Annotated in this window: 24 protein-coding genes; 16 read left to right on the top strand and 8 right to left on the bottom strand. The window is 73.5% G+C overall.

Translation table 11 applies throughout. From position 1 onward, the window contains the following. Window positions 1-38 precede the first annotated feature (38 nt). From IE237_RS21185 to IE237_RS21175, 3 genes are all read left to right on the top strand, one after another. Window positions 39-1,427 (top strand): 8-oxoguanine deaminase, encoded by a 1,389-nt coding sequence (locus IE237_RS21185; RefSeq protein WP_189803621.1) that lies wholly within the window; start codon window positions 39-41, stop codon window positions 1,425-1,427. Window positions 1,428-1,828: 401 nt separating this feature from the next. Then, on the top strand, window positions 1,829-3,178 hold the full coding sequence (locus IE237_RS21180; protein ID WP_229842795.1) for a nucleobase:cation symporter-2 family protein: 1,350 nt from the start codon (window positions 1,829-1,831) through the stop codon (window positions 3,176-3,178). Between the two features lie 59 nt (window positions 3,179-3,237). Next, complete coding sequence (locus IE237_RS21175; RefSeq protein WP_189803619.1) at window positions 3,238-4,080, top strand: aspartate/glutamate racemase family protein; 843 nt, start codon at window positions 3,238-3,240, stop codon at window positions 4,078-4,080. A 37-nt stretch (window positions 4,081-4,117) separates the two neighbouring features. Here IE237_RS21175 and IE237_RS21170 read toward each other — a convergent pair whose 3' ends face one another. Next, complete coding sequence (locus tag IE237_RS21170) at window positions 4,118-4,741, bottom strand: hypothetical protein (protein ID WP_189803618.1); 624 nt, start codon at window positions 4,739-4,741, stop codon at window positions 4,118-4,120. Window positions 4,742-4,872: 131 nt separating this feature from the next. Between IE237_RS21170 and IE237_RS21165 the strand changes: the two genes are divergently transcribed. The 3 genes from IE237_RS21165 (at window position 4,873) to IE237_RS21155 (ending at window position 8,964) form a co-directional block, all read left to right on the top strand. Further along, window positions 4,873-5,844 carry a fibronectin type III domain-containing protein gene (locus tag IE237_RS21165; protein WP_189803617.1) on the top strand — a complete coding sequence of 324 codons (972 nt, stop codon included), beginning with the start codon at window positions 4,873-4,875 and terminating at the stop codon, window positions 5,842-5,844. A gap of 132 nt (window positions 5,845-5,976) precedes the next feature. Continuing rightward, window positions 5,977-7,125, top strand: coding sequence for a beta family protein (locus IE237_RS21160; RefSeq protein ID WP_189803616.1), 1,149 nt, complete (start codon window positions 5,977-5,979; stop codon window positions 7,123-7,125). Window positions 7,126-7,176: 51 nt separating this feature from the next. After that, the gene (locus IE237_RS21155) at window positions 7,177-8,964 is read left to right on the top strand and encodes a hypothetical protein (protein WP_189803615.1); all 1,788 of its coding nucleotides are present in this window, start codon (window positions 7,177-7,179) and stop codon (window positions 8,962-8,964) included. Window positions 8,965-8,976: 12 nt separating this feature from the next. On the opposite strand, the gene IE237_RS21150 is transcribed toward IE237_RS21155, so the two are convergent. From IE237_RS21150 to IE237_RS21140, 3 genes are all read right to left on the bottom strand, one after another. Beyond that, complete coding sequence (locus IE237_RS21150) at window positions 8,977-10,122, bottom strand: GDSL-type esterase/lipase family protein (protein WP_189803614.1); 1,146 nt, start codon at window positions 10,120-10,122, stop codon at window positions 8,977-8,979. Between the two features lie 253 nt (window positions 10,123-10,375). Continuing rightward, a complete protein-coding gene (gene aceB / locus IE237_RS21145; RefSeq protein ID WP_189803613.1) occupies window positions 10,376-12,007 on the bottom strand; it encodes a malate synthase A in 1,632 nt (543 codons plus the stop codon). 226 nt (window positions 12,008-12,233) lie between these two features. After that, window positions 12,234-12,848: a nucleotidyltransferase family protein gene (locus IE237_RS21140; RefSeq protein ID WP_189803612.1), complete on the bottom strand. Its 615-nt coding sequence runs from the start codon at window positions 12,846-12,848 to the stop codon at window positions 12,234-12,236. Window positions 12,849-13,044: 196 nt separating this feature from the next. Here IE237_RS21140 and IE237_RS21135 point away from each other — a divergent pair, with 196 nt between their 5' ends. The 8 genes from IE237_RS21135 to IE237_RS21100 all read left to right on the top strand — a co-directional run bounded on the left by IE237_RS21135 (window position 13,045) and on the right by IE237_RS21100 (window position 20,162). After that, window positions 13,045-13,362: a DUF5955 family protein gene (locus IE237_RS21135; protein WP_189803611.1), complete on the top strand. Its 318-nt coding sequence runs from the start codon at window positions 13,045-13,047 to the stop codon at window positions 13,360-13,362. A gap of 181 nt (window positions 13,363-13,543) precedes the next feature. Then, window positions 13,544-16,219 carry a winged helix-turn-helix domain-containing protein gene (locus IE237_RS21130; RefSeq protein WP_370468234.1) on the top strand — a complete coding sequence of 892 codons (2,676 nt, stop codon included), beginning with the start codon at window positions 13,544-13,546 and terminating at the stop codon, window positions 16,217-16,219. Between the two features lie 160 nt (window positions 16,220-16,379). After that, window positions 16,380-18,032 (top strand): MFS transporter, encoded by a 1,653-nt coding sequence (locus IE237_RS21125; protein ID WP_189803609.1) that lies wholly within the window; start codon window positions 16,380-16,382, stop codon window positions 18,030-18,032. 100 nt (window positions 18,033-18,132) lie between these two features. Beyond that, window positions 18,133-18,330 (top strand): DUF8691 family protein, encoded by a 198-nt coding sequence (locus IE237_RS21120; protein WP_189803608.1) that lies wholly within the window; start codon window positions 18,133-18,135, stop codon window positions 18,328-18,330. A gap of 46 nt (window positions 18,331-18,376) precedes the next feature. Then, a complete protein-coding gene (locus tag IE237_RS21115; protein ID WP_189803607.1) occupies window positions 18,377-18,862 on the top strand; it encodes an SHOCT domain-containing protein in 486 nt (161 codons plus the stop codon). 31 nt (window positions 18,863-18,893) lie between these two features. Beyond that, window positions 18,894-19,334: a DUF7144 family membrane protein gene (locus IE237_RS21110; protein WP_189803606.1), complete on the top strand. Its 441-nt coding sequence runs from the start codon at window positions 18,894-18,896 to the stop codon at window positions 19,332-19,334. Then, a complete protein-coding gene (locus tag IE237_RS21105; RefSeq protein ID WP_189803605.1) occupies window positions 19,331-19,819 on the top strand; it encodes an amphi-Trp domain-containing protein in 489 nt (162 codons plus the stop codon). Before IE237_RS21110 ends, IE237_RS21105 begins: the two co-directional genes overlap by 4 nt. Window positions 19,820-19,937: 118 nt before the next feature. After that, on the top strand, window positions 19,938-20,162 hold the full coding sequence (locus IE237_RS21100) for a hypothetical protein (RefSeq protein WP_189803604.1): 225 nt from the start codon (window positions 19,938-19,940) through the stop codon (window positions 20,160-20,162). Here the strand turns inward: IE237_RS21100 and IE237_RS21095 are convergent. Further along, window positions 20,152-20,778, bottom strand: a complete 627-nt coding sequence (locus IE237_RS21095) for a response regulator (protein WP_189803603.1) — start codon at window positions 20,776-20,778, stop codon at window positions 20,152-20,154. The two genes, IE237_RS21100 and IE237_RS21095, sit on opposite strands and share 11 nt — an antisense overlap. Further along, the gene (locus IE237_RS21090) at window positions 20,775-21,953 is read right to left on the bottom strand and encodes a sensor histidine kinase (protein WP_189803602.1); all 1,179 of its coding nucleotides are present in this window, start codon (window positions 21,951-21,953) and stop codon (window positions 20,775-20,777) included. Before IE237_RS21090 ends, IE237_RS21095 begins: the two co-directional genes overlap by 4 nt. A gap of 112 nt (window positions 21,954-22,065) precedes the next feature. Here IE237_RS21090 and IE237_RS21085 point away from each other — a divergent pair, with 112 nt between their 5' ends. Both IE237_RS21085 and IE237_RS21080 read left to right on the top strand, forming a co-directional pair. Beyond that, a complete protein-coding gene (locus IE237_RS21085) occupies window positions 22,066-23,142 on the top strand; it encodes an ABC transporter permease (RefSeq protein WP_189803601.1) in 1,077 nt (358 codons plus the stop codon). After that, a complete protein-coding gene (locus IE237_RS21080; protein WP_189803600.1) occupies window positions 23,139-23,819 on the top strand; it encodes an ABC transporter ATP-binding protein in 681 nt (226 codons plus the stop codon). Before IE237_RS21085 ends, IE237_RS21080 begins: the two co-directional genes overlap by 4 nt. Window positions 23,820-24,009: 190 nt before the next feature. Here IE237_RS21080 and IE237_RS21075 read toward each other — a convergent pair whose 3' ends face one another. Next, on the bottom strand, window positions 24,010-24,609 hold the full coding sequence (locus IE237_RS21075; protein WP_189803599.1) for a hypothetical protein: 600 nt from the start codon (window positions 24,607-24,609) through the stop codon (window positions 24,010-24,012). Window positions 24,610-24,616: 7 nt separating this feature from the next. Further along, window positions 24,617-25,423, bottom strand: a complete 807-nt coding sequence (locus tag IE237_RS21070) for an IclR family transcriptional regulator (protein WP_189803598.1) — start codon at window positions 25,421-25,423, stop codon at window positions 24,617-24,619. Window positions 25,424-25,741 lie beyond the last annotated feature (318 nt).

Below are 25,741 nucleotides of genomic sequence, written 5' to 3'. Positions count from 1 at the left end.
TGCCCACACCACCCCCGAGGAATGAAGGAAGCACCGCCATGGCAGCACCTTCGGCAGCCCAGCGCATCGTCATCGAGAACGCGGCGATCGCGACCGTCGACGCGAACGACACCGAGTACGCCTCCGGCCACCTCGTCGTCGCCGACAACAGGATCGAGTCCATCGGCGCCGGCAAGGCGCCCGAGGGCCTGGAGAACGTGGTCCGCCGGATCGACGCCACCGGTCATCTGGTGACGCCCGGCCTGGTCAACACCCACCACCACTTCTACCAGTGGATCACCCGAGGTCTGGCCACCGACCACAACCTCTTCAACTGGCTGGTCGCGCTCTACCCGACGTGGTCCCGCATCGACGAGTCGATGGTCCGCGTCGCCGCCCAGGGCTCCCTGGCGATGATGGCCCGCGGCGGTGTCACCACGGCCATGGACCACCACTACGTCTACCCGCAGGGCTCCGGCGACCTCTCCGGCGCCATCATCGGCGCGGCCGCCGACATGGGTGTCCGCTTCACCCTGGCCCGCGGCTCCATGGACCGCAGCGAGAAGGACGGCGGCCTGCCGCCGGACTTCGCCGTCGAGACCACCGAGGGCGCGCTCGCCGCGACCGAGGAGACGGTGCGGAAGTACCACGACGCCTCCTTCGACGCGATGACCCAGGTCGCCGTCGCCCCCTGCTCGCCCTTCTCCATCTCCACCGAGCTGCTCCGCGAGGGCGCCGCGCTCGGCCGCCGCCTCGGCGTGCGCATGCACACCCACGGCTCGGAGACCGTGGAGGAGGAGAAGTTCTGCCACGAGCTCTTCGGCATGGGCCCGACGGACTACTTCGAGTCCACCGGCTTCCTCGGCGAGGACGTGTGGATGGCGCACTGCGTCCACATGAACGACTCCGACATCGAGGCCTTCGCCCGCACCAAGACCGGTGTGGCGCACTGTCCCTCCTCCAACGCGCGCCTCGCCGCCGGCATCGCCCGCGTACCGGACATGCTCAAGGCGGGCGTCCCCGTCGGCCTCGGCGTCGACGGCACCGCCTCCAACGAGTCCGGCGAGCTCCACACCGAGCTGCGCAACGCGCTCCTCATCAACCGGCTCGGCGCCCACCGCGAGGCCGCGCTCAACGCCCGCCAGGCCCTGCGCCTCGGCACCTACGGCGGCGCCCAGGTCCTCGGCCGCGCCGACAACATCGGCTCCCTCGAGGCCGGCAAGCTCGCGGACTTCGTCCTCTGGAAGATCGACGGCCTCGGCCACTCCTCGATCGCCGACCCGGTCACCGCCATCGTCTTCGGCGCGGCGGCCCCGGTCACCGCCTCCTTCGTCAACGGCAAGCAGATCGTCGAGAACAACCGACTCCTGTTCGCCGACGAGGAGCAGATCGCGCGTGACGCGCGAGCGGAGGCGCAGCGCCTGGCCCGGATCACGGCCCAGAGCTGACCCTCCCCATGGAGTCCGACCGAGGGGGACGGCCCTCGGTCGGTCGCCGCGGACCCGAGCGGGGTCCGCGGCAGCCCGACCGGGTGGTGCCGTACGCAGAAGACCTACGGCACCACCCGGGACGGTGAAGTACGCCCGCACCCCCACACCGGGCACCCGTCCCCGCGTCGCACCCCTCCGCGCGCACCCCGCTCCACCCTCTTCACCCCGCACCGAGCCGCACCTCCTGCACTTCGCACCGCTTCGCACCACCTCCATGAACCCCGCGTCACCGCCGACGTGTAACCGACCGGAGGAACCCCGTGGCCGCCAAGCCCCAGGTTCGCAATGCACCAGAAGCAGGCTCCGCCCCCGAAGACCGAGAGAAGCATCCGGTCGACGAGACGCTGCCCCCACTCAAGATGCTCACCAGCGGCCTCCAGCACGTCGCCGCCATGTACGCGGGCGTCGTCGCCCCGCCCCTGATCGTCGGAGCGGCCGTCGGCCTCTCCGGCACCGAGCTCACCTTCCTCACCGGCGCCAGCCTCTTCACCGCCGGCCTCGCCACCTTCCTCCAGACCCTCGGCGTCTGGAAGATCGGCGCCAAGCTGCCGTTCGTCAACGGCGTCACCTTCGCCGGCGTCGCGCCCATGCTGGCGATCGTCGACACCACCGAGAACAAGGCCGACGCGCTCCCCGTGATCTTCGGGGCGATCATCGTCGCCGGTCTCCTCGGCTTCGCCGCGGCACCCTTCTTCTCCCGGCTCGTGCGGTTCTTCCCGCCCGTCGTCACCGGCACCGTGATCACCCTCATCGGCGTCTCCCTCCTCCCGGTCGCGTTCGGCTGGGCCCAGGGGCCCAACCCCACGGCCAAGGACTACGGTTCGACCACGCACCTCTCGCTCGCCGGCATCACGCTCGTCGTGGTCCTGCTGCTCCGCCGCTTCACCCGCGGCTTCCTCAAGCAGGTCGCGGTCCTGGTCGGCCTCGTCATCGGCACGCTCATCGCCATACCGTTCGGGGTCACCGACTTCAGCCCGGTGCAGGAGGCCGACATCGTCGGTTTCCCGTCCCCCTTCCACTTCGGCGCCCCGCAGTTCGCCCTCGCCGCGATCATCTCCATGTGTGTGGTCATGCTGGTCTCCATGACCGAGTCGACCGCCGACATGCTGGCGCTCGGCGAGATCGTCGAGCGGCCCGCCGACGAGAAGACCATCGCCGCCGGACTGCGTGCCGACACCCTCGGCTCCGCGATCAGCCCGCTCTTCAACGGCTTCATGTGCAGCGCCTTCGCGCAGAACATCGGTCTGGTCGCCATGACCAGGATCCGCAGCCGCTTCGTCGTCGCCGCCGGTGGTGGCTTCCTGGTCCTCATGGGCCTCTCGCCGGTCGCCGCCTCGCTCATCTCGGTCGTGCCCCGGCCGGTCCTCGGCGGCGCGGGCGTCGTCCTCTTCGGCTCGGTCGCCGCCAGCGGCATCCAGACCCTGGTCAAGGCCGGCCTGGAGAAGGACAACAACGTGCTGATCGTGGCCGTCTCGCTGGCCGTCGGCATCATCCCGATCACCAAGCCGGACTTCTACCACGCCTTCCCGGAGACCGCGCAGATCATCCTGGACTCCGGCATCTCGACCGGCTGCGTCGCCGCCGTCCTGCTCAACGTGGTCTTCAACCACCTGGGCCGCGGCCGCGACGCCGACGAGGTCACCGCGCCCATGGAGCCCGGCGAGGAGATCTCCGGCAGCGCCTCGGCGAAGGCGGCGCACGTCCACTGAGCCCGCTCCTCGTCCCACCGACCGCCCTGGTCCCCGCGCACGCCGCGGGGCCCGGGGCCGTGGTGCTGATCAACCCCAACTCCTCCACCGCCACGACCGCGATGATGACCGCCATCGCCCGGCGCACCCTGGGGCCCGCCCTTCCCGTCCGGGGCGTGACCGTCGCCCGGGGGCCGCGCATGCTCACCGATCCGGAGGCCCTGCGGGCCGCCGCCCCCGAGGTCCTCGCCGCCGGCCTCCGGGCCACGGCCGGGGGCGACTGCGCCGCCCTCCTCGTCGCCGCCTTCGGAGACCCGGGCCTCACAGCCCTCCGCGCGGCCACGACGGGAGCCGGTGCGAGCGGGGTGCACGGGTTGGCCGGGGCGAGCGGAGCGTACGGGGCGACGGGCACCCCCGCGTCCGGCATCCGGGAGGTCGGCATCCCCACGTCCGGCACCCTCACGTCCGGCACCCTCACGTCCGGCACCCTCACGTCCGGCGCCCCCACGTCCGGCATCCCCGTCGTCGGCATCGGCGAGGCGGCGCTGCTCGAAGCCGCCGCCGGCGGCACGCCCTTCGGCATCGCCACCACCACCCCGCTCCTCGCCGACGCCATCCACGCCCGCGTGAACGCCCTCGGCCTCGCCGACCGGTACACCGGCCTGCGGCTCACCGCGGGCGCCCCCGAACGCCTCTCCGCCGACCCGGAGCTCCTCCTCGACCGGCTGGAGCGCGCCGTCCGCGCCTGCGCCGAACGCGACGGGGCCCGCGCCGTCGTCATCGGCGGCGGCCCGCTGGGCGAGGCGGCCGAGGCACTCCACGCCCGCTGCGCGGTCCGGGTCGTCGCCCCGATCCCGGCGGCCTGCCGCGCGATCACCCGGCTGCTGACGGACCGCCGGACCGGCGGACCGACCGTCCGATGACGGCACTCACCGGCCCGGCGCGGCGGCACGGCGGCGCTCACCGCTCCTCCACCGCGATCCGGCGACGGCACTCCCGGGCCAGCGCGGGGTAGGCGGCGGCGATCGCCTCGTACAGCCGCTGCCTCAGCAGCCGTTCGGCCTCGCCCCGCCCGCTCTCCCCGTACAGCCCGTCGAGCAGCGCCTCGTACCGCGACAGGGCGTGCCGCAGATAGCTCACCTGCCAGCGCACCAGCGCCCCGGCCGGCGCGGGCGCGGGTGCGGGTGCACCGGGCGGTGCCCCCTCGCGCCGCGGCCCGGGACTTCGGGCTCCCAGCAGATGCCGGTGCCGCACGGCCCGCCGCTCCAGTTCGGGCCGGGGGAGCCGGGGCACCTCGATCGGTTCCGCTCGGATCGCGCTCAGGACGGCGGCCCGCCGCCGCTCGGCGTGGACCCCGGAGGCCGAGGCCCGCGCCCTGCAGAGCGCGGCCGTCTCGGCGAACTCGGGCGTCCGCTCCACCGTCTCCACCCGGGCCAGGAGGTAGAGCCGCACCGGCGCGAGGGACCAGCGGCGCGGATCGCGCCCCTGTACATCGGGCGTGCCGAGCAGATCCTGCACCATCGCGTCGGTCCAGCCGCGCCCCCGCACCCCGGCGAGCGACACATAGGTCGTACGGTCCGTCATGATTCCCCCCTCGTCGACTACTCAGCGTGACGATTCCAGTGAAGCGCACCCCACTGACAACGCCCCCTTGCCGAGTCGACGCCGACTGTGCGATATAGGTCTGGACCTTTCCGACGGACGGAGGCCGGCCCGTGCAACGCCCGCTCGCCGCAAGCCTGTTGACCGCACTCGCGCTCACGATGACGTTCTCCCTCACCGCCTGCGCCGGCGCCGCCGCCCCCGCGCCGAAGGACACCCGGGCACCCACCGTCCCCAGCGGAGTCACCGCCACCGCCGGCAGCGCGAGCACCGTCCACGTCATGTGGAGCGCGGCCACCGACGACCGCGCCGTCACCGGATACGCCGTCTACCGCGAGGGCCGCAAGGTCAAGGACCTCCCCGCCACCACGCTGATGACCGACGTCGTGGGCCTCGCCCCCGCGACCCCCCACCGCTTCAGCGTCCGCGCCCGCGACGCCGCCGGCAACGTCTCGCCCCCCAGCGCCACCGTCACCGCCACCACCCTCCGCGCCGCCGCCGAGGACCGCAGGCCTCCCACCACCCCGACCGCCCTCCGCGTCACCGCCGACGGCAGCCGCGCCGCCACCCTCCGCTGGTCCCCGGCCCGTGACGACACCCGGGTCACCGCGTACGACGTCTACCAGGCCGACACCCGCATCCACACCGTCCCCGGCACCGCGACCACCGCCCACCTGACGGGCCTGCGCCCCGGCACCGCCTACGCGTTCACCGTCCGCGCCCGCGACGCCGCCGAGAACTCGTCCCCGGACAGCGCGCCGGCCGACCTCACCACCGCCCCCTCCCCGGGCGCCCCGCCGAACACCGCCCCCCGAGACCTCACCGCCACGGCCCGCAAGGGCGAGATCACCCTCACCTGGACACCGCCGAGGACGGGCGCCCCCGTCACCCACCACGAACTCCACCTCGACGGCCGGTTCGCCACCACCATCGTCTGGGGCACCACCCCGCCCCCCGGCCGCGCGACGTACACCTTCCCGGTCCAGGACCCGCCGGGCACCCGCTACACGGTCACCCTGCGCGCCCAGCTCCCGGACGGCACCTGGGGCGACTTCTCGGCACCGAGGACCGTGGTCGTGCGCTGAACTCCAGGGCCCTTGGCCGGAATCGCACCCTTTCGCCGAGAACCGACGCCCCTCACCCTGCGACCAGGGGATGCGACGGGCCGCTGGGGGGCGCCGATGCCAGAGCCGATGTCCGAGCCGATGCCAGAGCCGATGTCCGAGCCGATGTCCGAGGCGATGTCCGAGCCGCCGTCGGAGCCGTCGTCAGAACGGTCGTCCGAGCCGTCGTCCGAGCCGATCTACGTACCCGCCCTGCCCGCCCGGCCGAGCGCGCTCGGCGCCTACCACCTGCTGACGCCGGACATCAGGGCCGCCCTCGTGCCGCTCTGGACCGTCCCGCCGCGCGTCGGCCGCGAGCGCACCCCCGGCCGCGGGCCGTCCCACCCCCTCGACCCCGACCCCGCCGCACTCGCCCGCCACGCCCGCGACACCCTGGACCTCATCGGACGGGCCCAGCGCGGTCGCCCCGCCTGGGTCGACACCCGCCACATCGAGCGCGAGCCGGGATTCCCCGGCATCGGCTCCGGCCGCACCCCGCTGAGGCCAGTGACCGGCATCGACCGCGCCGCCGCCCAGCAGGTGGCCTGCGCCGAGGCGGCCCGTGCCGGTGGCACCGGCCTCGGCATCCGGATACGCCCGGACGCCGTCGACTCCACGGCGGAGGCACTCTGCCGCCTCCTGGACCGGATCGCGTTCGCACGCTGCCCGCTGGACCTCCTCGTCGACCTGGGCGCCGTCGACGAGGACCCGGGCGCCGAACGCACGGCGCTCCACACCCTCGACCTCCTCGACCACCTCGGCACCCTCCACCCCTGGCGCACCGTCGTACTCCTCGCCGGCGCCTTCCCCCGCACCCACCCCGAGGGGTACGGGGCACCCCTGGCCGAGACGTACCGGACCGACCGTCACCTCCCCGAACTGCTCCGCCACGCCGCCGGCGGACAGGGTCCCCGACCCGCATACGGCGACTACGGGGCGCACGACGCGGCGAGCGCCGACCGGGTCTCCGACACCGGCGACGACCCCTTCCGGGGCGCGCTGCGCTACACCACCGCGCACACCTTCCTCATCGGCGAGGTGCCCGCCGAGTCCCACCACCACCTGACGGTCCGCGCCCTGGCCCGCGAGATCGTCGACGGCCCCGACTTCAGGGGAGCGGAGTACAGCGAGGGCGAGCGCTGGCTCCGCGCCTGCGCGGACGGCCGGGACCTCCCCGGCACCGGCCACCCCGACTTCTGGATCGGCCACGGCCACATCCAGCACCTCACCCACGTCGTCCGCACCCTGCGGCGACACTCCTGACCCCCGGCCCTTGCCCGCCGGAACCGGCTCCCCCGAACTACCCTGGGAAGCGTGGCCGGGACCGTTCTCACCAACACCGGGCTCGACGGCTTCCTCGACGGAGCGCCCGAGCGTCATGACCCCGCCTTCGCGCGGGCCGCCGAAGCGGTACTGGGACTGCTCGCCCTGCGCGGCGCCGACCGCGCGACGGGGCTGCCCGAGCCGACGCCCGGACTCGTGCGGCAGCTCCTCGTGGAGGACCTGCCGGCCTTCGTGTACGCGCCGCCCGGCGAGCTCGCCGCCTACCCGGCCGTCCTCGGGGCCCTCGCCGCACGGTTCGACGGCGGACGGCGCGAGAAGATCGCCGTGGTCGTCGCCGATTCCGCGCCCGACTTCGAGCGCGCCATGACCGACCCCGGCAACCTCACCTGGCACCGCTGGTACGCCTCGCTCCTGCGCACCTGCGGTGCCGACCTCGCCGACCCCGAGGACGTACGGCGCCGGCTCTCCGCCCTCGACGGCGCGCCGCTGCCCGACGGGGTGCGCCGCGCCCACCTCATGGGCCGGACCGCCCTCGCCGACGTGCTGCTCGCCGAGGCGCTCACGCGCGCGTACGTGCGGGACGCCGAGGCGCCCCCGGCCGCCGGTCCGCTGCTCACCGACCACGCCGTCGCGGCCGGCATCGGGCAGCTCGCCGCCGCGCTCCAGGACCGGTGGACCGCCGCCGGACTCGCCGAGCAGCTCGCCGGCCCGTACGCGCGGTTCGCGCCGGGACCCGACGCCTTCCCCCACCTCGTCCTCGCCGACGCCCTCCTCGACGAACACCTCGACTACTACGGGGACCCCGCCGCCCCCGCACCCCCGCCGCCCGCGATCGAGGCCGGGCCCGTGGAGGAGGACGCGGACACCCTCATCGCCGCCGTCGAGGAGCTCGCGGAGGAGGAGTTCGAGCCCTACGGGGGCGAGGCACCGCACCTGCTGTACGCGGTCTACCAGCGCGGCTGCTCCGCCGAGTCCGTCGCCCGCAAGGCAGCCGAGTACGAGGACTGGCCCGTCGACCCGGCCCTGGAGGACCTGCCCGTCACCGTGCCGGACGCGGCACCTGACGCGTACACCGTCCCGCCCCTGCCGGAGCTCGTACGGCTCCTCGGCACGGCGGAGCCGAACGAGGCCGACCGGGCGCGGCTCGAAGGACCGGCCCGCGACCTCGCCACGGTCCTCGACCGCCTCGCCGCCACCGGCCTGGTCTTCCGCACCGGCGACGCCTTCGGGCTCACCCCGCGCGGCGCGGGCGTCGTGCGCTATCTGCTCGGAGTGCGCGGGGTCGTCGCGCCCGACGCCGCCGAGGCCCTCGCCTGGGCCGCGCCGGACGTGGTCGCCGCCGCCGGCGGCTGGTCCGCGTCCGTCGCCGCGCGCGTGCTCGCCGACTGGCTCCACGCGCGCGGGGACACCTCCGACGCCTGGTCCCAGCTGCTCGCCGCCCTCGGCACCGTCCACTCCGGCACCTCCGACGCGGCCGCCACCCGCGGCCTCTTCGCCGTCCTGGACACGGCCGGTGCCCCGCCCGAGGCCCTGCGCGGTGCCCTGCGCGACCCCGTCGTCGGCGCGTACGTCCTGGACGCCCTGCGCGACCGGGGCGAGCCGGCGGACCCGATCCAGGTCCGGACCTCCGCCCGGGCCCTGCACGTCCTCGACGCGCTGCCCGGGAAGAAGGGCCCCCTGGAGTCCCGCCGCGCCGCCTTCGACACCGCGGCGGCCGCCTGGCCGGGCGGTTCCGCGGCCCTGGTCCGCGCGATGGCCGCGGCGGACCGGCACGAGACCGAGCGGGTCCTCCGCCCGCTCGGCATCACCCTCCCGTGAGCGCGGCGGACGTCACCCCGCCGTGAGGTACATCCCCGACGGCCCCGACCCCGCCGTGTTCCGGCAGCTCTGGTTCCCCGTCGGGCGGGCGCTGATCAGGGCCAGGCAGCGGCCGAGGGCCTGCTGGCCGTAGGCGTTGGGGTGCATCGACTCCTGGACGAGACCCTGTGTGCTCTGGCTGTCGATCCACCGCGCCCACTCGCTGGTCGTCCCCGACGGGGGCACGGTCGCCGTCACCTGCTTGGCGGCCTTCGCGCAGACCTCACGGCCCTGGAGCGCGTCCCGCAGGTCCAGGAACTGCACGCCCTTGGCCGTGGCGACGCCCTTGAGGCGGGAGGCGAGCTGGGGGACCAGGGAGTCGCGGGCCCAGTCCGAGTCGGCGTTCCAGAAGGGGCAGCCGCCGGTGTTGGTGCGGGCCCAGCCGCTCTCCCCGTACCGGTTGTCGGCGGCGCGGGGGATGGGGGACGGGTACGACTGGAGGACGATCCGGTAGTCGGAGGCGGCGTATCCGGCGGCGGTCATGACCGCCCGGATCTCGTCGACGGACTTGCCGACGTCGGCCATCACGCCGTCGATCCGCGCGTCGACCTCGGCCTGCTGGTCGTCGTGGCAGTAGGAGTACCAGACGATGTAGTCGGTGGCGCAGGTGGTGATGATGTCGGCGAAGCCGAGGTCGTTGCCGCCGATGGACAGCGCGATCAGCTCGACGTCGTTCGCGGCGGCGACGGCCGCCAGCTGGTCGGCCTGGGGCGCCTCGCCCTTGTAGGCCTGGCCGCCCTGGGAGGCGCGGAAGACGTTCTTCGTCGTCGCCCCGGAGCAGGCGAGGTTGATCAGGGAGCTCGCGATCGGACCGGCGCTCCGCACCTCGGAGGTGTCCGAGCGGTGACAGCCGCCGGCGGTGGAGCCGTACACCCGGGAGGGGTCGTAGGCGCTGCCCGTCCAGGCGCGGTCGGTGCCGTTGCGGCTGCCGGAGTTGGTGAGGCTGTTGCCCTGCCAGCGGCCGGCCTCGCCGGAGATGTAGCTGTCGCCCATGGCGACGACGGCGGTGGGGCCGGTGCCGGGGGCGGCGGTGGCCGTGGGGGCGGCGACGGAGGCGAGCCCGGCGGCGGTACACAGTGCCAGGAGTGCGCGCAGCGCACGGTGGGGGGTCGAAGGCATGGCTGTGCTCCTGCGGTATGCGGTGACGCAGTGACGTGGGGGACAGCCGCCGGCCGGTGGCATGGCGGAATCTCGCACGGCGTGGCTTGTTACCGCTAGGTAGCTGCATATCTCGGTTCCGTCACGTCGCCTGTGAGGTCACAGGAACGGGAACAGGGCCCCGCCTCCGGTGCTGTGCGACACCGGTGACGAAGCCCTGCTCAGGTTGCTGTCGGCGGCTGTGCGGGCAGCCGAGTCAGCCGTACGGGTCGGGTCAGCCGACCAGCTGCTCGTACGCGGGAAGGGTCAGGAAGTCCGCGTAGTCCGCGTCGAGGGAGACGTGCAGGAGCAGGTCGTGGGCCTGCTGCCACCTGCCGGCCGCGAAGGCCTCCTCGCCGATCTCGGCGCGGATCGCGGCCAGCTCCTCGGCGGCGACCTTGCGGGCGAGCTCGGGGGTGGCGGTCACGGTCTTCCCGGCGTGCTCGAACTCGACACCCGCGTTGATCCACTGCCAGATCTGGGAGCGGGAGATCTCGGCGGTGGCCGCGTCCTCCATCAGGTTGAAGATGGCGACGGCGCCGAGGCCGCGCAGCCACGCCTCGATGTAGCGGATGCCGACCTGGACGGCGCTGACGAGGCCGCCGTAGGTGGGCTTGGCGTCGAGCGAGTCGATGGCGATGAGGTCGCCGGGCGCGACGGAGACGTCCTCGCGGAGACGGTCCTTCTGGTTCGGCCTGTCGCCGAGGACCGCGTCGAAGGAGGCCATCGCGATCGGGACCAGGTCGGGGTGGGCGACCCAGGAGCCGTCGAAGCCGTCGCCGGCCTCGCGGTCCTTGTCGGCCTTGACCTTCTCGAATGCGACCTTGTTGACCTCGGCGTCCTTGCGGGACGGGATGAACGCCGCCATGCCGCCGATCGCGTGCGCGCCGCGCTTGTGGCAGGTGCGCACGAGGAGTTCGGTGTACGCGCGCATGAACGGGGCGGTCATCGTGACCGCGTTGCGGTCCGGAAGGACGAACTTGGCCCCGCCGTCACGGAAGTTCTTGACGATGGAGAAGAGGTAGTCCCAGCGGCCCGCGTTCAGGCCGGCGGCGTGGTCGCGGAGCTCGTAGAGGATCTCCTCCATCTCGTACGCGGCCGTGATGGTCTCGATGAGGACCGTGGCGCGGACGGTGCCCTGCGGGATGCCGACGTAGTCCTGCGCGAAGACGAAGATGTCGTTCCAGAGGCGGGCCTCCAGGTGCGACTCCGTCTTCGGGAGGTAGAAGTACGGGCCCTTGCCGAGGTCGATCAGACGCTGGGCGTTGTGGAAGAAGTACAGGCCGAAGTCGACGAGCGCGCCGGGCACCGGCCGTCCGTCGAAGGTGAGGTGACGCTCCTCCAGGTGCCAGCCGCGCGGCCGCATGACGACGGTGGCGAGCTCACCGGCCGGCTTGAGCGCGTACGACTTGCCCGACCTCGGGTCCGTGAAGTCGATCTTCCGGGTGTAGGCGTCGATCAGGTTGACCTGGCCGAGGACGACGTTCTCCCAGGTCGGCGCCGAGGCGTCCTCGAAGTCGGCGAGCCAGACCTTCGCGCCGGAGTTGAGGGCGTTGATCGTCATCTTGCGGTCGGTCGGGCCGGTGATCTCGACACGGCGGTCGTTCAGGGCCGCCGGGGCCGGCGCGACCTTCCAGGAGTCGTCGGCGCGGATCGCGGCGGTCTCCGGAAGGAAGTCCAGGGTGGACGTACGGGCGATCTCGGCGCGACGCTCCGCTCGGCGGGCGAGGAGCTCGTCCCGGCGCGGGGTGAACCGCCGGTGCAGTTCGGCGACGAAGGCCAGGGCGGCCTCGGTGAGCACCTCCTCCTGACGCGGGAGGGGCTCGGCATCGACGACGGCCAGGGGGGACGGCGCTGGTGCGGACATGAACTGTCACTTCCTTCAGCGGACTTCACGGGCGGTGCCAGGCGGCCGCCGGGCGTCGCGGATCGGCACGGAGTGCCGCAGGCGCCGAGATACGGCCGCGAGCGCCTTCTGAACGAGCAGGCGCTTCTGAACAGTGGATACTAGTTTCCTCATGGTGGAAGTTCAATGGTTTGTTGATGTCGAGATTCTCCGGATCGACAGAACATGGCGCTCGGTGCCAGCCCGTTCACTCCAGGTGCGCCAGGTCCGCCTCGGTGTCGATGTCGTAGGGCTCGGCCACATCCGAGCAGTCCACCGGGGTGATCGCATCCCGGTGCGCCGCCAGATAGTCCCGTGCACCCCGGTCGCCCACCGCCGTCTCCGCGATGCCCGCCCAGTGCCCGGCGCCGAACAGCACCGGATGGCCCCGCTCCCCGTCGTACGAGGCGGCCGCCAGGGAATCCCGTGAGCCGTACGCCGCCCGGACCCGGGCCACGGCCTCCGCCCCGATCCCCGGCTGGTCCACCAGCAGGACGAGCGCCGCGTCCACGCCGCACGGATCGGCGGCCAGCGAGGCGAGCCCGGCCCGCAGCGAGGAACCCATGCCCTCCGCCCACTCCGGGTTGTCCACGAGCACACACCCGGGCAGCTCCGCCCGCTCCCGTACGAGCTCCACCGACGCGCCCAGCACCACGTGCACCACCTCGCACCCGGCCTCGCGCAGCACCCCCACGGCGTGTTCCACCAGCGGCCGCCCCCGGTGCGGGAGCAGCGCCTTGGGCCGCCCCCCGAGCCGCCTCCCGCCCCCGGCGGCGAGCAGCAGTCCGGCGACGACGGGGGTTCGATCTTCTGCAGCTGTCATGCCACCTGCATACCCCATGAGGCGGAATCACACGGTCGCCTGAATTCCGTCCACCAAGGGTGGCGCGCCGGGGTGGCGAAGGAGTTAACTGACCCCCACTCACGGCGCCCGACCGCCGTCCGGGGGGTCGGCTCGGAGTGTCCGGAGTGTTCGTCGTACGGAGTTCTGCGCACAGTGTCGTGCGAGGGGGAGAACCATGTTGCGAAGCGTGGGGCAGAGGCGAGTGACCGGCGAGGGTGTGGACCCCAGGGTGGCCGAACTGCGGTCCGCCGTGTCCCGGCTCCGGCGTGAACTGGCCGCACACCGGGTCGAGTTCGCCGACCGGGGGATCGCCGAGGACGAGCTCGCCGCGCTGGACGCCATGGCGCTCAGCGGCGACCCCGAGGTACGGCGGCTGCGCCGCTCCCTGCTGATCGTCGCGGGCTCCGTCGGCTCCGTCAGCGCGCTCGCCGAGGGCCTCGCGGGGGTCCGGCGTGCCGTCGAGCTCTTCGGGCCCCCGCAGCCCGGACAGTAGGAGGCCCCGCGGCCGGGCCGGGCGCACCTCCCGGCCCGGGCGGTTCCCCGGAAGGTCCCTCCGGTGCGGGACCTTCGGGTACCCGCGAGGGGTTTGCGGGGCCCTGTCCGGTGGCCGATTCCGGGAGAACACTTCCATCCTGGAGGGGAGACTCCGCCCTCGGCGGGCCGGCCGGAAGGCGGTGGTGGACGTGGCGGCCACGGATCGCGAGGTCCCGCGGGGCGCCCCCGTACCCGGCGGCGCCGACCCCCTCGGCGACCCCTTCCTACGGACCCGGTTCGCCCTGCCGGGGCGCCCCGGCACGTTCCTGCGCCGCGACCGCCTGGTCGAGCACCTCGGGCAGGCCCTGCTGACCCCGCTGACCGTGGTCAACGGCTCCGCCGGGGCCGGCAAGTCCCTCCTGGTCGCCGACTGGGCCGCACACCTCGGGCGGCCGGTCGCCTGGCTCACGCTCGACGCGGCGGTCGAGGGCCCCGGAATGTTCTGGGCGCAGCTGCTCCAGTCCCTCAACGCCTGCGGAGTACCGGTACCCACCGCCATCGACTTCCCCGCCGACGCGACCCGGGTCCACCACACGCTCCTGAGCCGGCTCGCCTGGGAACTCGCCGGGCACGACCGGCCCGTCACCGTGGTGATCGACGAGTTCGAGCGGATGACCGACCCCGAGGTCGCACGGCAGCTGGAGTTCGTCCTGCGGCACGCGCGGCCGGGGCTCCGCCTCGTCCTCGTCAGCCGTACCGAACCCCTCCTCCCGCTCCACCGCTACCGCCTCGCCGGCGAGATGACCGAGATCCGTGACGCCGATCTGGCCTTCACCACGGAGGAGGCGGTCGAGCTCCTGGAGCTGCACGGGCTGTCGCTGGCCGTTCCGGTGGCCGGAGCCCTGGTGGAGCGCACCCGGGGATGGGCGGCCGGCCTCCGGCTGAGCGCCCTGGCGGCGCGGTCGAGCCCGGACCCCGAGCTCTACCTGAAGCAGTTCGAGGCGGGACAGGGCACGATCGCCGACTTCCTCCTCGCCGAGGTGCTGGAACGGCAGACCCCCGAGACCCAGGCCCTGCTGCTGCGGATCAGCGTCCTGGACCGCTTCTGCCCCGGCCTGGCGGACGCGCTGACCCAGCGGCGCGACGCCGCGACGATCCTGGCGGAACTCCACCGTGCGAACGCCTTCGTCGAGGACTTCGGGCACGGCTGGTACCGGCTCCATCCGCTCTTCCGGGAGATCCTCCTGGTCCATCTGCGGCGGCGCGCCCCCGGCCTGGAGACGGAGCTGCACCGGCGCGCCGCGCACTGGCTGCGGCGCTCCGGAACCCTGCCCGAGATGCTGGCCCACGGCGCCGCCGCCAGGGACTGGACGTACATGGCCCGGGTCCTGGTCGAGGATCTGGAGATCGGGCGGCTCATCACCGGCCCGGGCTCGGGGGAGCCCGTCGACTGGTTCGCCGGGATGGAGGGCGAGACGCCCGACCCGGCCACGAACCTCGTCCGCGCCGCCTGCGAGCTGTCCCGGTCCGATCTCGACCGGGGCCTGGCGCACCTGCGCCGCGCCGAGGAACAGCTGGCGTCCGACGGCCGGGACTTCCCGGCCGCCCGGCTGAGCTGGGCCGTCCTGGAGGCACTGGCCGGGCGCCTGGCCGGCTCGGCGGGACGCGCCGAACGGGCCACCCGGTCGGCCCGGCAGCTGATGCCCCGGATGCCCTCCCGGCTGCTGGAAGGACACCCGGAACTCGACGCCCTGCTGCTCACCCACAGAGGCTCGTCCGCGCTCTGGGCCGGACGCTACGAAGACGCCCGGACCGACCTCACCGCGGTGGCCCGCGGTCCCCGTACGGCGTCCACCGCGCTCCCGCGGATGGAGGCACTCGAACACCTGGCGCTCGTCGACCACCTCGACGGGCGGCCGGGCGCGGCGGAACGCAAGGTCTCCGCCATGACGGCCGAGGCCGAGCGGTACGGCCTGGCCCAGCCGTGGGGTTCCGGACTCGGGCAGGTGGTCCTGGCCGCGGTGGCACTCGGCCGGGACGACGTGGACCATGCCGAGGCCCTCCTCGCCGACGCGCCCGGTCCGCGGTCGGCGGACCCGGTGCCGGCGGCGGCCGGCCGCGCCGTCACCGCCGGTGTGCTGCTGGCCCGGGGCCGGACGGGCGCCGCGCTGGCCGTCGCGGCCCGGCCCGTTCCGGCCGCCGACGACTCACCCTGGGCGCAGGGCACCGCCGCCCTGGTCGTCTCGGAGGCCCTCCTGGCCGAGGGCCGTCCGGACGCGGCCGTCGAGGCCCTCCGGCAGGTCGCCGGGGACCAGCCGCTGTGCACCGTCGGCCTGGCGCGGGCGTATCTCGCCGCCGGGGACCCCCGTACGGCCCTCCGCCTGCTCGACGGTCTGGAGGCCCACGGGCGGTCGGGACCGGGGGTGGCGGTGCCCGCCGCGCTGGTACGGGCCCAGGCGGCGGCGCTGGAGGGAGACACCGCCACCGTGCGCCGACTCCTCGCGCAGGCCCTCGCCGAGGGCCGCCGCGAGGAGCTCAGACGCCCCTTCCGCAGCGCCGGGCCCTGGATCGACGCGTTCCTGGCGGAGCCGTCGCTGCGGGCGTCGGCGCTCGGATGGCTCGTTCCCGACCCGGAGGCGCCGGACGGCCCGGCCCCGGGCGGCCCCGGGCCGGGTATGCCGGTGGAGGAGCTCAGCGAGCGGGAGCGCGACGTCCTGGAGCGGCTGGCCCGGGCGATGTCGACCGAGGACATCGCCGCCGACCTGTACGTGTCGGTGAACACGGTGAAGACCCACCTCAAGAGCGTCTACCGGAAGCTGTCCGTGCACCGGCGCAACGACGCCGTCCGCCGCGCCCGTGAGCTGGGGCTGCTGTGACCGGACGCCCGGCGGCGACGGGGCGGGCGCCCCGACGCCGGGCGTCACCCGCAGCGGGTGAGGCGGCCGCCGGCCGTTTCCGGTGTGATGGCGACGAGGGTGTGCTCACCTTCTCCGCTGCCGGCGGTACCGGCAGTCAGGGTCCGGCGAGGTGGCGACCGTGAGACGTTGGCGTGCTCTGATCGTGCTGGGGGCGGCCCAGTTCCTGATGGTGCTGGACACCTCCGTCATGAACGTCTCCATCAGCCAGCTGGTCGAGGACTTCGACACCGAGGTGACCGCGATCCAGGCCGTCATCACCCTGTACGCCCTGGTCATGGCCGCCTTCATGCTCATCGGGGGCAGGTTCGGGGACATCCTGGGCCGGCGCCGCGTCTTCCTGATCGGCATGGCGGTCTACGGCGTCGGATCGGCCCTGACCTCCGTCGCGCCCACCCTGTGGGTCCTGGCCCTGGGCTGGTCGGTCATCGAGGGGCTCGGCGCCGCACTGGTGCTGCCGTCCATGGCGGCCCTCGTCGCCGAGTCCTACCGGGGCCGCGACCGCTCCGTCGCGTACGGCGTGATCGGCGGCCTGGCCGGGGCCGGCATCGCGGTGGGTCCGCTGCTCGGCGGCTGGGTGACGACGTACCTCACCTGGCGCCTCGTCTTCGCGGGCGAGGTCGTGGTGGTGCTGGCCGTGCTCCTGTTCCAGGGGGCGATCCCGAAGCGGCCCCCGGCGGGCCGCCGTCCCGGCATGGACGTCGTCGGCGCCGTGCTGTCGGCGGCCGGTCTGGGGCTCGGTGTGCTCGGTGTGCTCCAGAGCAGCAGCTGGGGATGGGTGCAGCCGCGGAACCCTCCCTTCACGGTCTTCGGCTTCGCCCCCACGCTGTTCGTGGTCGGGGCCGGCGTCGTGGTCCTGTACTTCTTCCGCGTGTGGGAGGAGAGGCGGGAGGCCCGCGGTGCCGACCCCCTGGTCCATCTGGCCCTGTTCCGCAGACCCGCTCTGAGCTCGGGGCTGATGAGCCTGCTGAGCCAGAACCTCATCCTGCTGGGGCTGTTCTTCACGATCCCGCTGTACCTGCAGGTGGTGCAGGGCCTGGACGCCTTCGAGACCGGACTGAGGCTCCTGCCGGTCTCCGTCACCATGCTCGTGGCCTCCCTGGGCGGCGCGCGGCTCGGGCGCAGGGCCGGCCCGCGGCGGATCGTGCGCCTGGCCCTGGCGGTGCTGCTCGTCGCCATCGGCTGGCTCGTCGCCACCATCGACCCCGAGCTCGACGACGCCCAGTTCTTCTGGGCCATGGCGCTCCTCGGCCTGGGCGTCGGGCTGCTCGCCTCGCAGCTCGGCAACGTCGTCCAGTCGAGCGTGGGGGAGGAGGAGCGCAGCGAGGTCGGCGGCCTGCAGTTCACCGCCCAGAACCTGGGGTCCGCACTGGGCACGGCCCTCATCGGCTCCCTGCTGATCGGAGCCCTGGCCCAGGCCTTCACGACCCAGGTCGAAGAGGACCCGCGGCTCTCGGACGCGGCCCGGCAGCAGACGAGCGTCGCCCTGGAGGCCGGGATCAACTTCGTCCCCACCGACCAGGTCCGCTCGGCGGCGGAGAGCGCGGGGCTTCCGCCGCACGAGGTGGACGCCGTCACCGACGCGTACGCCTCGGCCCAGCTCGACGGCCTCAAGGCAGCCGTCCTCGCGACCGGGGGCATCACCCTGGCGAGCTTCTTCGTGACGCGCGGTCTGCCCGGCGCCGGCGGGACCGGTGGCGGGACCGGCGGCGAGCGCCGCGAGCCGGACGCCACGGACCCCGAGCCGCCGGAGCCCGGCCCCGCCGGCCCGTGATTCACCCGTGCGGGGTGAGGCAGGCGGACACACGGAGGCGGACCATCGAAGCCAAGGGCACGACCGGCCAGGTGACCGCCACCCCGAGAGGGGGCACGCCATGCAGTACGAGATCCGCGTCGACGGGCACATGTCGGAGACGCTGATCGGATCCTTCCCCGAGTTGGAGCACGTGATGATCTCCGGCCAGACGCTGCTGTACGGCCCGCTCGTGGACGAGGCTCACCTGTACGGCCTGCTGGCCCGCTTCCAGTCGCTCGGACTGCACGTGGTGGAACTGCGGCGGCTGCCGGAGTGACCGCGGCGGACCCCGACACGAGAAGGACCCGGAACGGAGCGCGGACATGGACACACCGACCTACCTCGCCTACGACTACCCACTGCTGAGTGCCTTCTGGACCATGCTGTGGTTCTTCCTGTGGATCCTGTGGTTCATCCTGCTCTTCCGGATCATCTGGGACATCTTCCGGGACGACAGCATGGGTGGCTGGGGCAAGGCCGGATGGCTGGCGTTCGTCATCCTGCTGCCCTTCCTCGGCGTGCTGGTCTACGTCATCGCCCGGGGCAAGCAGATGGGGCAGCGGGAGGTCGAGCACGCCATCAAGAAGCAGGAGGCGTTCGACTCCTACGTCCGCCAGACCGCCGGCGGCGGCGCCCGTCCCAGCCACGCGGACGAACTCTCCCGGCTCTCCGAGCTCCGCACCCGCGGCGACATCAGCGAGGAGGAGTTCCGCAGGGCCAAGGAGCTCGTCCTGAGCGACGACCGGCCGTCCACGCCCGCCGGCACCGGCGCCGACACGGGCACCGGCACCACCACCCCGAGTCCTTGAGACGGGCCCGGGGAAAGGAAAGGGGACCGAGATGACCACCGCGCACAGCGCCCAGGTGTCATCGGCGAAGCACGCGTGGGCCGGAGGCCTCCGGATGTTCGCCGGCGTCATGCTCGCTCTGGCAGGGCTGCTCGGCATCTTCCGAGGGATCATGGCGATCGCCGAGGACGACATCTTCGTCAGCACGCCCAACTACGTCTTCCGGTTCGACCTCACCGGCTGGGGATGGATCCATCTCTGCCTCGGCATCGTCGCCCTGCTCGTCAGCTTCGGGCTCTTCCAGGCGGCCGCCTGGGCGCGGTACACCGGCGTGGGCATCGCCGCGCTGGTCATCATCGCGAACTTCCTGTCGCTGCCGTACTACCCGTGGTGGTCCGTCATCATGATCGCGATGTCCGGGTTCATCATCTGGGCCCTGTGCGTCGACCGCGGGGACGACATGGGCGGCTCGGCCACCGGGAGGCAGTCGTGAGCGACCTGAAGTTCGAGCAGAAGAGCTCCCTGTCCCGTGCCGAGGCCGCGGAGCAGCTCGAGTCGCTCGCTCGCGCACTCAGGGAGGGTGAGGACGCCGAGCTCCGGTGGGGGCCCGGCGTGCTGAGCCTGAAGATCCCCGACACGCTCCGCGCCGAGGTGGAGTTCGAGGTCGAGGACGGCGAGATCGAGCTGGAGATCGAGCTGAAGTGGCGGATGGACGACGAGGCCAAGGCTTCCGGGACCAAGGCACCCGCGCCGAAGAAGGCGGAGGTGAAGAAGGCGGAGCCCAGGAAGCCCGCGCCCAAGAAGCCCGCACCGAAGAAGCCCGCACCGAAGAAGCCCGCGGCCAAGAAGCCCGCACCGAACAAGCCCGCACCCACGAAGCCCGCACCCAAGAAGCCCGCGGCCAAGAAGGCCAAGCCCGGGCCGTCCGCGCCCCCCGCCCGGGGCCGGAAGTCCGCCTCGCCCGCCAAGTCCGGGTGAGCCCGGGGATCCCCGGGGGTCCGAGTGCTTCTGTTTCACCCGGTTGACCTGGCCGCCGTGCCGGTGCCGCCAGGCACGAGTTGGGTGGGACACGGACCCCCGGAGAACGGAACCTGCCATGTACGAGATGCACATCGCGCCCGACCACTCCAGCGGACTTCTGGTCTGGCACGTGATCGCCAAGGAGGCGGTCAGCAGCCTCTGCGGTCAGACCGTCGACCGCCGCGCGGACGGAGAGCCGACGGACCGGCACTGTCTGCCGTGCATGCGGTCCCTCCAGGACCTGATGGGAGCCAGGGCCGCCTCGTCGGCCGAGGGCCGGGCGGACGGCCTCACCGCCTGATCAGCCGCCGCGCGGTCGCCGTCGCGACCGCCGCCGTGCGCGAGTCCACGCCCAGCTTCGCGAAGATGTGCACCAGGTGGGACTTCACCGTCGCCTGGCTCAGGAACAGCGCCTTGCTGATCTGCTGGTTCGACAGGCCCTCGCCGACCAGCTGGAGGACCTCCAGCTCGCGCTTGGTCAGGGCCTCCGCCGGTGTCCGCATCCGGTCCATCAGCCGGTGCGCCACCGCCGGCGCGAGGGCCGACTGCCCGGCCGCCGCCGTCCGGACCGCCGCCGCCAGTTCCTCGGGCGGCGCGTCCTTCAGGAGGTAGCCGGAGGCACCCGCCTCCACCGCCGCCAGGATGTCCGCGTCCGTGTCGTACGTCGTCAGGACCAGCACCTTCGGCCCGCCCGGCACGCCGGTGATCGCCGCCGTCGCCTCGGAGCCGTGCATGCCCGGGCCGAACTGCAGGTCCATCAGGACCACGTCCACGTCCCCGGCGGCGGCGAGCTCCACCGCGCGCTCGGCCGTGGCCGCCTCCGCGACCACCGCGAAGTCCGGCTCGGTGTCGAGGACCGCGCGCAGGCCCGCCCGTACCACCGGGTGGTCGTCGGCGAGGAGGAGTCGGATGGTCATGCGGTGGCTCCAGCGGGGAGGGGGAGGGAGACGGCGACGGCGGTGCCCTGGCCGGGCGCCGACTCGACGGTGAACGTGCCGCCCAGCGACTCCGCCCGCGAGCGCATCGCCGGAAGCCCGAAGCCGCCGTCGGAGGAGGGGCGTACGGAAGCGGGGTCGAAGCCGTTGCCGTCGTCGACGACGTCCAGGGTCACCGACGCGTCCATGAACGACAAGGTGATCTCCGCCCGCGAGGCCGAGGCGTGCCGCACCGTGTTCGCGAGCGCCGACTGCGCGATCCGCAGCAGCGCCACCTCGTACGGGGTCGGCAGCTCGACCGGTGTGCCGCTCGCCGAGAACCGCACCCGCGGCCCGGGTCCCGGAGTCACCCCGGTGACCGGCTCGCACAGGCGCTCCAGGGCCGCCGCGAGCGAGCCGCGCTCCAGGTCCGGCGGCGACAGCGCCCGGACGAAGCGCCGCGCCTCCGCCAGGTTGTCCTGCGCCGCCTCGCGGGCCCGGCCGATGTGGCCCGCGGCGGGGGAGTCCGGCGGGAGCACCCGCTCGGCCGCCCGAAGCAGCAGCTGGATCGAGGACAGGCCCTGCGCGAGCGTGTCGTGGATCTCCCGGGCGAGCCGCTCCCGCTCGGCGAGCGTCCCCGCGTGCCGCTCCGCGGCCGCGAGCTCCGCCCGCGTCTCGATCAGTTCCTCGATGAGCCGGCGCCGCCGCTCGCTCTCCCGGTACAGGGCCTGATAGCCGAGGACCGTCGCCACCGCGACCGCCGCACCGAGCAGCGGCCCGATGAAGACACCCGGGTTGAGCGCGGCGCCGTGGCCCACGTACGAGAGGATCGCCGCGCCCGCCGTGAGCGTCACGGCCGGCAGCGACCAGCGGGTGGGCAGCAGGTGCAGCTGGAGGAAGTACAGGGGGAAGGCCAGCCAGAGCGCCTCCGGCGTCAGCCAGAGCAGCGCCAGCCAGGACGCCCCGAGGACCGCGAGCCAGACGGCGGCGGCCCGCTGGGAGCTCCGCACGGACGGCAGGTACGAGCCGGCCGCGTAGACCGCGCCCGTCACCGCCGCCATGACCGTCCCGGCGGCCGAGTCCGCCCGTACCGCCGCCAGGACGAGCAGGCCCGCCATGAGGAGGTGCAGGCAGACGCGCAGGGCGCGCAGGGCGGGGGTGAGTGAGCGGGGGTCCATGGTTTCTCCAGCGTAGACACCGGGCGACAATCCGGACTCAACCGAAAGTTTGATTGCGGAGCCATCCGTGGCGCGATGCCCGCCGGGGGCCTCCGGGACCACTCTGGTCAGCATGTTCGTGGCATGGAGAGACCTGAGATTCGCCAAGGGGCGGTTCACCCTCATGGGCACGGTGATCGTGCTGATCACCCTGCTCGTGGGGTTGCTGTCCGGGCTGACGGCCGGACTCGCGCGAGAGAACATCTCCGCGATCACCGGTCTGCCCGCCGACCGGCTGGCCTTCGCGGCACCGCCGTCCGGGCAGTCGGTCTCCTTCACCAATTCGACGGTGACGGAGGAGCAGTGGCGCGGCTGGGCGGAGCGGCCCGGGGTGACGGAGGCCGATCCCCTCGGGATCCGTACCCTCAACGCCGCCGCCGGTGACCGCACCGCGGCCGTCTCCGCCTTCGGTTCGGAGCCGGACGCGGGCCTGGCCCCCGGTTCCGTCGGCGCGGGCAGGGCGGTCCTGTCCGAGTCGGCGGCGGAGGAGCTGGACGTGCGCGCCGGCGACATCGTCCGCCTCGGCCCGCTGGAGGTCACCGTCTCCGCGGTGTCCGGCGACGCCTCGTACAGCCACACGCCCGTGGTGTGGACCTCGCTCGACGACTGGCAGAAGCTCGGCCACAGCGGCACCACCCCGCAGGACCAGGCCACCGTCATCGCGCTGAGTGGCGACGGCGTCGACTGGGCGGCCGGCGACAAGGCCGCCGGCACCGAGGCCCGCACCCCCGACGGCGCCCTCACCGCCATAGGGTCCTACCAGGCCGAGAACGGTTCGCTGCAGCTGATGCGCGGCTTCCTCTTCGCCATCTCCGCGCTGGTCATAGGAGCCTTCTTCACCGTCTGGACCATCCAGCGCAGCGGTGACGTCGCCGTCCTCAAGGCGCTCGGCGCCTCCACCCCGTACCTCCTCAAGGACGCCCTCGGACAGGCCGTCCTCATGCTCACCGGCGGCACCCTGCTCGGCACCGCGCTCGCGGTCGGCATCGGCGCCCTCGTCAGCGGCGGGAACGTGCCCTTCGTCCTGGAGCCGCTGACCGTCCTGGGGCCCGCCGCCGTGATCGTCGTCCTCGGTGTCCTCGGCGCCGCCCTGTCCATCCGGCGGATCACCGCCGTCGACCCCCTCACCGCCCTCGGGAGCGCCCGATGAGCCTCGTCCTCGACGACGTCACCCTCACCTACCCCGACGGCGAAGGCCGGCTCACCGCCCTCGACGCCGTCTCCCTCACCGTCCCCGCCGGTACGCTCACGGCCGTCGTCGGCCCCTCCGGCTCCGGCAAGTCCAGCCTCCTCGCGGTCGCCGCCACCCTGGTGACCCCGGACTCGGGCCGGGTCGCCGTCGCGGGTACGGACACGGGGGTGCTCACCGCCGCCGCCAAGGCGGAGCTGCGCCGCGAGCACATCGGGATCGTCTTCCAGCAGCCGAATCTGCTGCCGTCGCTCAGCGCGCTGGAGCAGCTCCAGGTGATGGCCCATCTGTCGGGCCGGGCGCCGAAGTCCTTCCGCGGCCGGGCCGGGGACCTCCTCGACGCGGTGGGCCTCGCGGACCAGGCGCACCGGAGGCCGCACCAGCTGTCGGGCGGGCAGCGGCAGCGCGTGAACATCGCGCGGGCGCTGATGAACGAGCCGTCCGTGCTCCTGGTGGACGAGCCGACGAGCGCCCTGGACCACGAGCGGGGGGCGGCGGTCATGGACCTCCTGGCCACGCTGACGGCCGAGCGGGGCACGGCGACGGTCCTGGTCACCCACGACCGCACCCATCTGGCCCGTACCGACCGCACGGTGACGGTCCAGGACGGGCGGCTGACGGATTCCGTACGGGCCTGAGCCCGGGGGGCCGGGCGACACCGCCCGGGGACGCCCCGGGGCCGGGCGTCCCCCTCCGCCCTGCCCCCCGCCCGACCGGAGACGACCGGGACCGGGCCGGGGCGGAACGGGGCGGGGGCCGATCCGGCGGACCGGGCCCTGAGCCTTCGGTCCGGGGGCGCAGGGCCCGGCGGACCGGTCGGTCGTGGTGTCAGCAGAACCAGACGACCAGGCGGACGTTCTCGTCCCCGTGGGCGGTCGCGAGTTCCCGCATCACGGTCCACACCGGGCCCCAGTCGCCGTCCGGCGGGACGAACATGCGGGGCGTCCAGGTCACGGGGCGGTACACGGCGCCGTTCCAGTGGACCTCGCCGCCCGCCGGCCACTCCGGTGGCATCAGGTCCTCGCCGAAGAGCTCCTCCGCCGCGTCGAGGACCTCGACCGGCGTCCAGGGCACGTCGTGGAGGACGAGCGAACCGTCGGGCCCCGGCCGCCATGCGCCGATGTGGTTCCCGTCGGGGCCGTCGCAGAGCGGCCCGTCCCAGTCGACCGCCGCGATCTCGGCCCAGGTGGCGTACGAGTGGCTGTGGTGGAGCTCCTCGCAGGTGCTGGGGACCACGTCCGAGACGTCGTCCGGGCATCCCCGCCGGTCGAACAGGGGCCGCTCCACCTGGAGGGCCCCGCCGTAGCCGAAGAGGACCTCCCTGGCGTGCCGGTCGCGTACGAGCGCGGACTCCGGGAGGCCGAGCGCGAACCGCCATCGGCCGTCGCGCTCGCGCACCTCGACGACCCCGTCGATGTCGGCTCCCACGGGGGTCTCAGCCCTGGCCGTTGCCCGTGGTGTTCGCGAGGGCCGCCGACAGTTCGCGGGCGACTTCCTGGAGGATCGGGACGATCTTCTCCGTGGCCGCCTCGGTGACCCGGCCCGCCGGGCCCGAGATGGAGATGGCCGCCGCCGTGGGGGAGTCCGGTACGGAGACCGCGAGGCAGCGGACTCCTATCTCCTGCTCGTTGTCGTCGACCGCGTACCCGGTCTCGCGGACCGCGACGAGCGCGTCGAGGAAGCCGTCCGGCGTGGTGATGGTCTTCTCGGTCGCGGCCGGCATGCCGGTGCGGGCGAGCAGCGCCCGTACCTCCTCCGCCGGCGTGTGCGCGAGGAGCGCCTTGCCGACGCCGGTGGAGTGGGGCAGGACCCGGCGGCCGACCTCGGTGAACATGCGCATCGAGTGCTTGGACGGCACCTGCGCGACGTACACGATCTCGTCCCCGTCGAGCAGCGCCATGTTCGCCGTCTCGCCGGTCTCCTCGACGAGGCGCGCCAGGTAGGGGCGGGCCCAAGTGCCGAGGAGGCGGGAGGCGGACTCGCCGAGCCGGATGAGCCGGGGGCCGAGCGCGTACCGCCGGTTGGGCTGCTGGCGCACGTAGCCGCAGGCCACGAGGGTGCGCATGAGGCGGTGGATGGTGGGGAGCGGGAGTCCGCTGCTGGCGGAGAGCTCGCTCAGCCCGACCTCGCCCCCGGCGTCGGCCATCCGCTCCAGGAGGTCGAAGGCGCGCTCGAGGGACTGGACGCCTCCGCTCGCGGCGGGCTTGGCGGCGTCGGTGGTGCTGGCGCTGGACGTCGGCACGTCAACGGTCCTTTCGGGGCAGGCGGGCAAGGCAGCAGCCTACCGGGCCGCCGGCCGGGGCACACGGTCCCGGTCCCGGCGTCAGCGCCGGTCAGGGGGTGTTTGTCCGGTGTCGGTGACGGCCCGGAGCGATCCGGGTCTGGCCCGCATGTGCGGAGCTACGTTCTACTGTACGGAATTTCCATTCCACTTTGTGGAAACCTCTAAGTCGGGTTCGCCGACGGCCGATGCTGGAAGTGTGCCCTTGACGACCTGTCGCCCGGAAGTGAAGACTCCTTTTCAACAGTTCGTTGAATTTCTCGCTCCCTCTGCGGATCG

Source organism: Streptomyces tanashiensis (assembly GCF_014648895.1).
Lineage (GTDB): Bacteria > Actinomycetota > Actinomycetes > Streptomycetales > Streptomycetaceae > Streptomyces > Streptomyces tanashiensis.
Note: the sequence above shows the minus strand (reverse complement) of the source record. Positions and strands in the feature narration are given on the sequence as shown.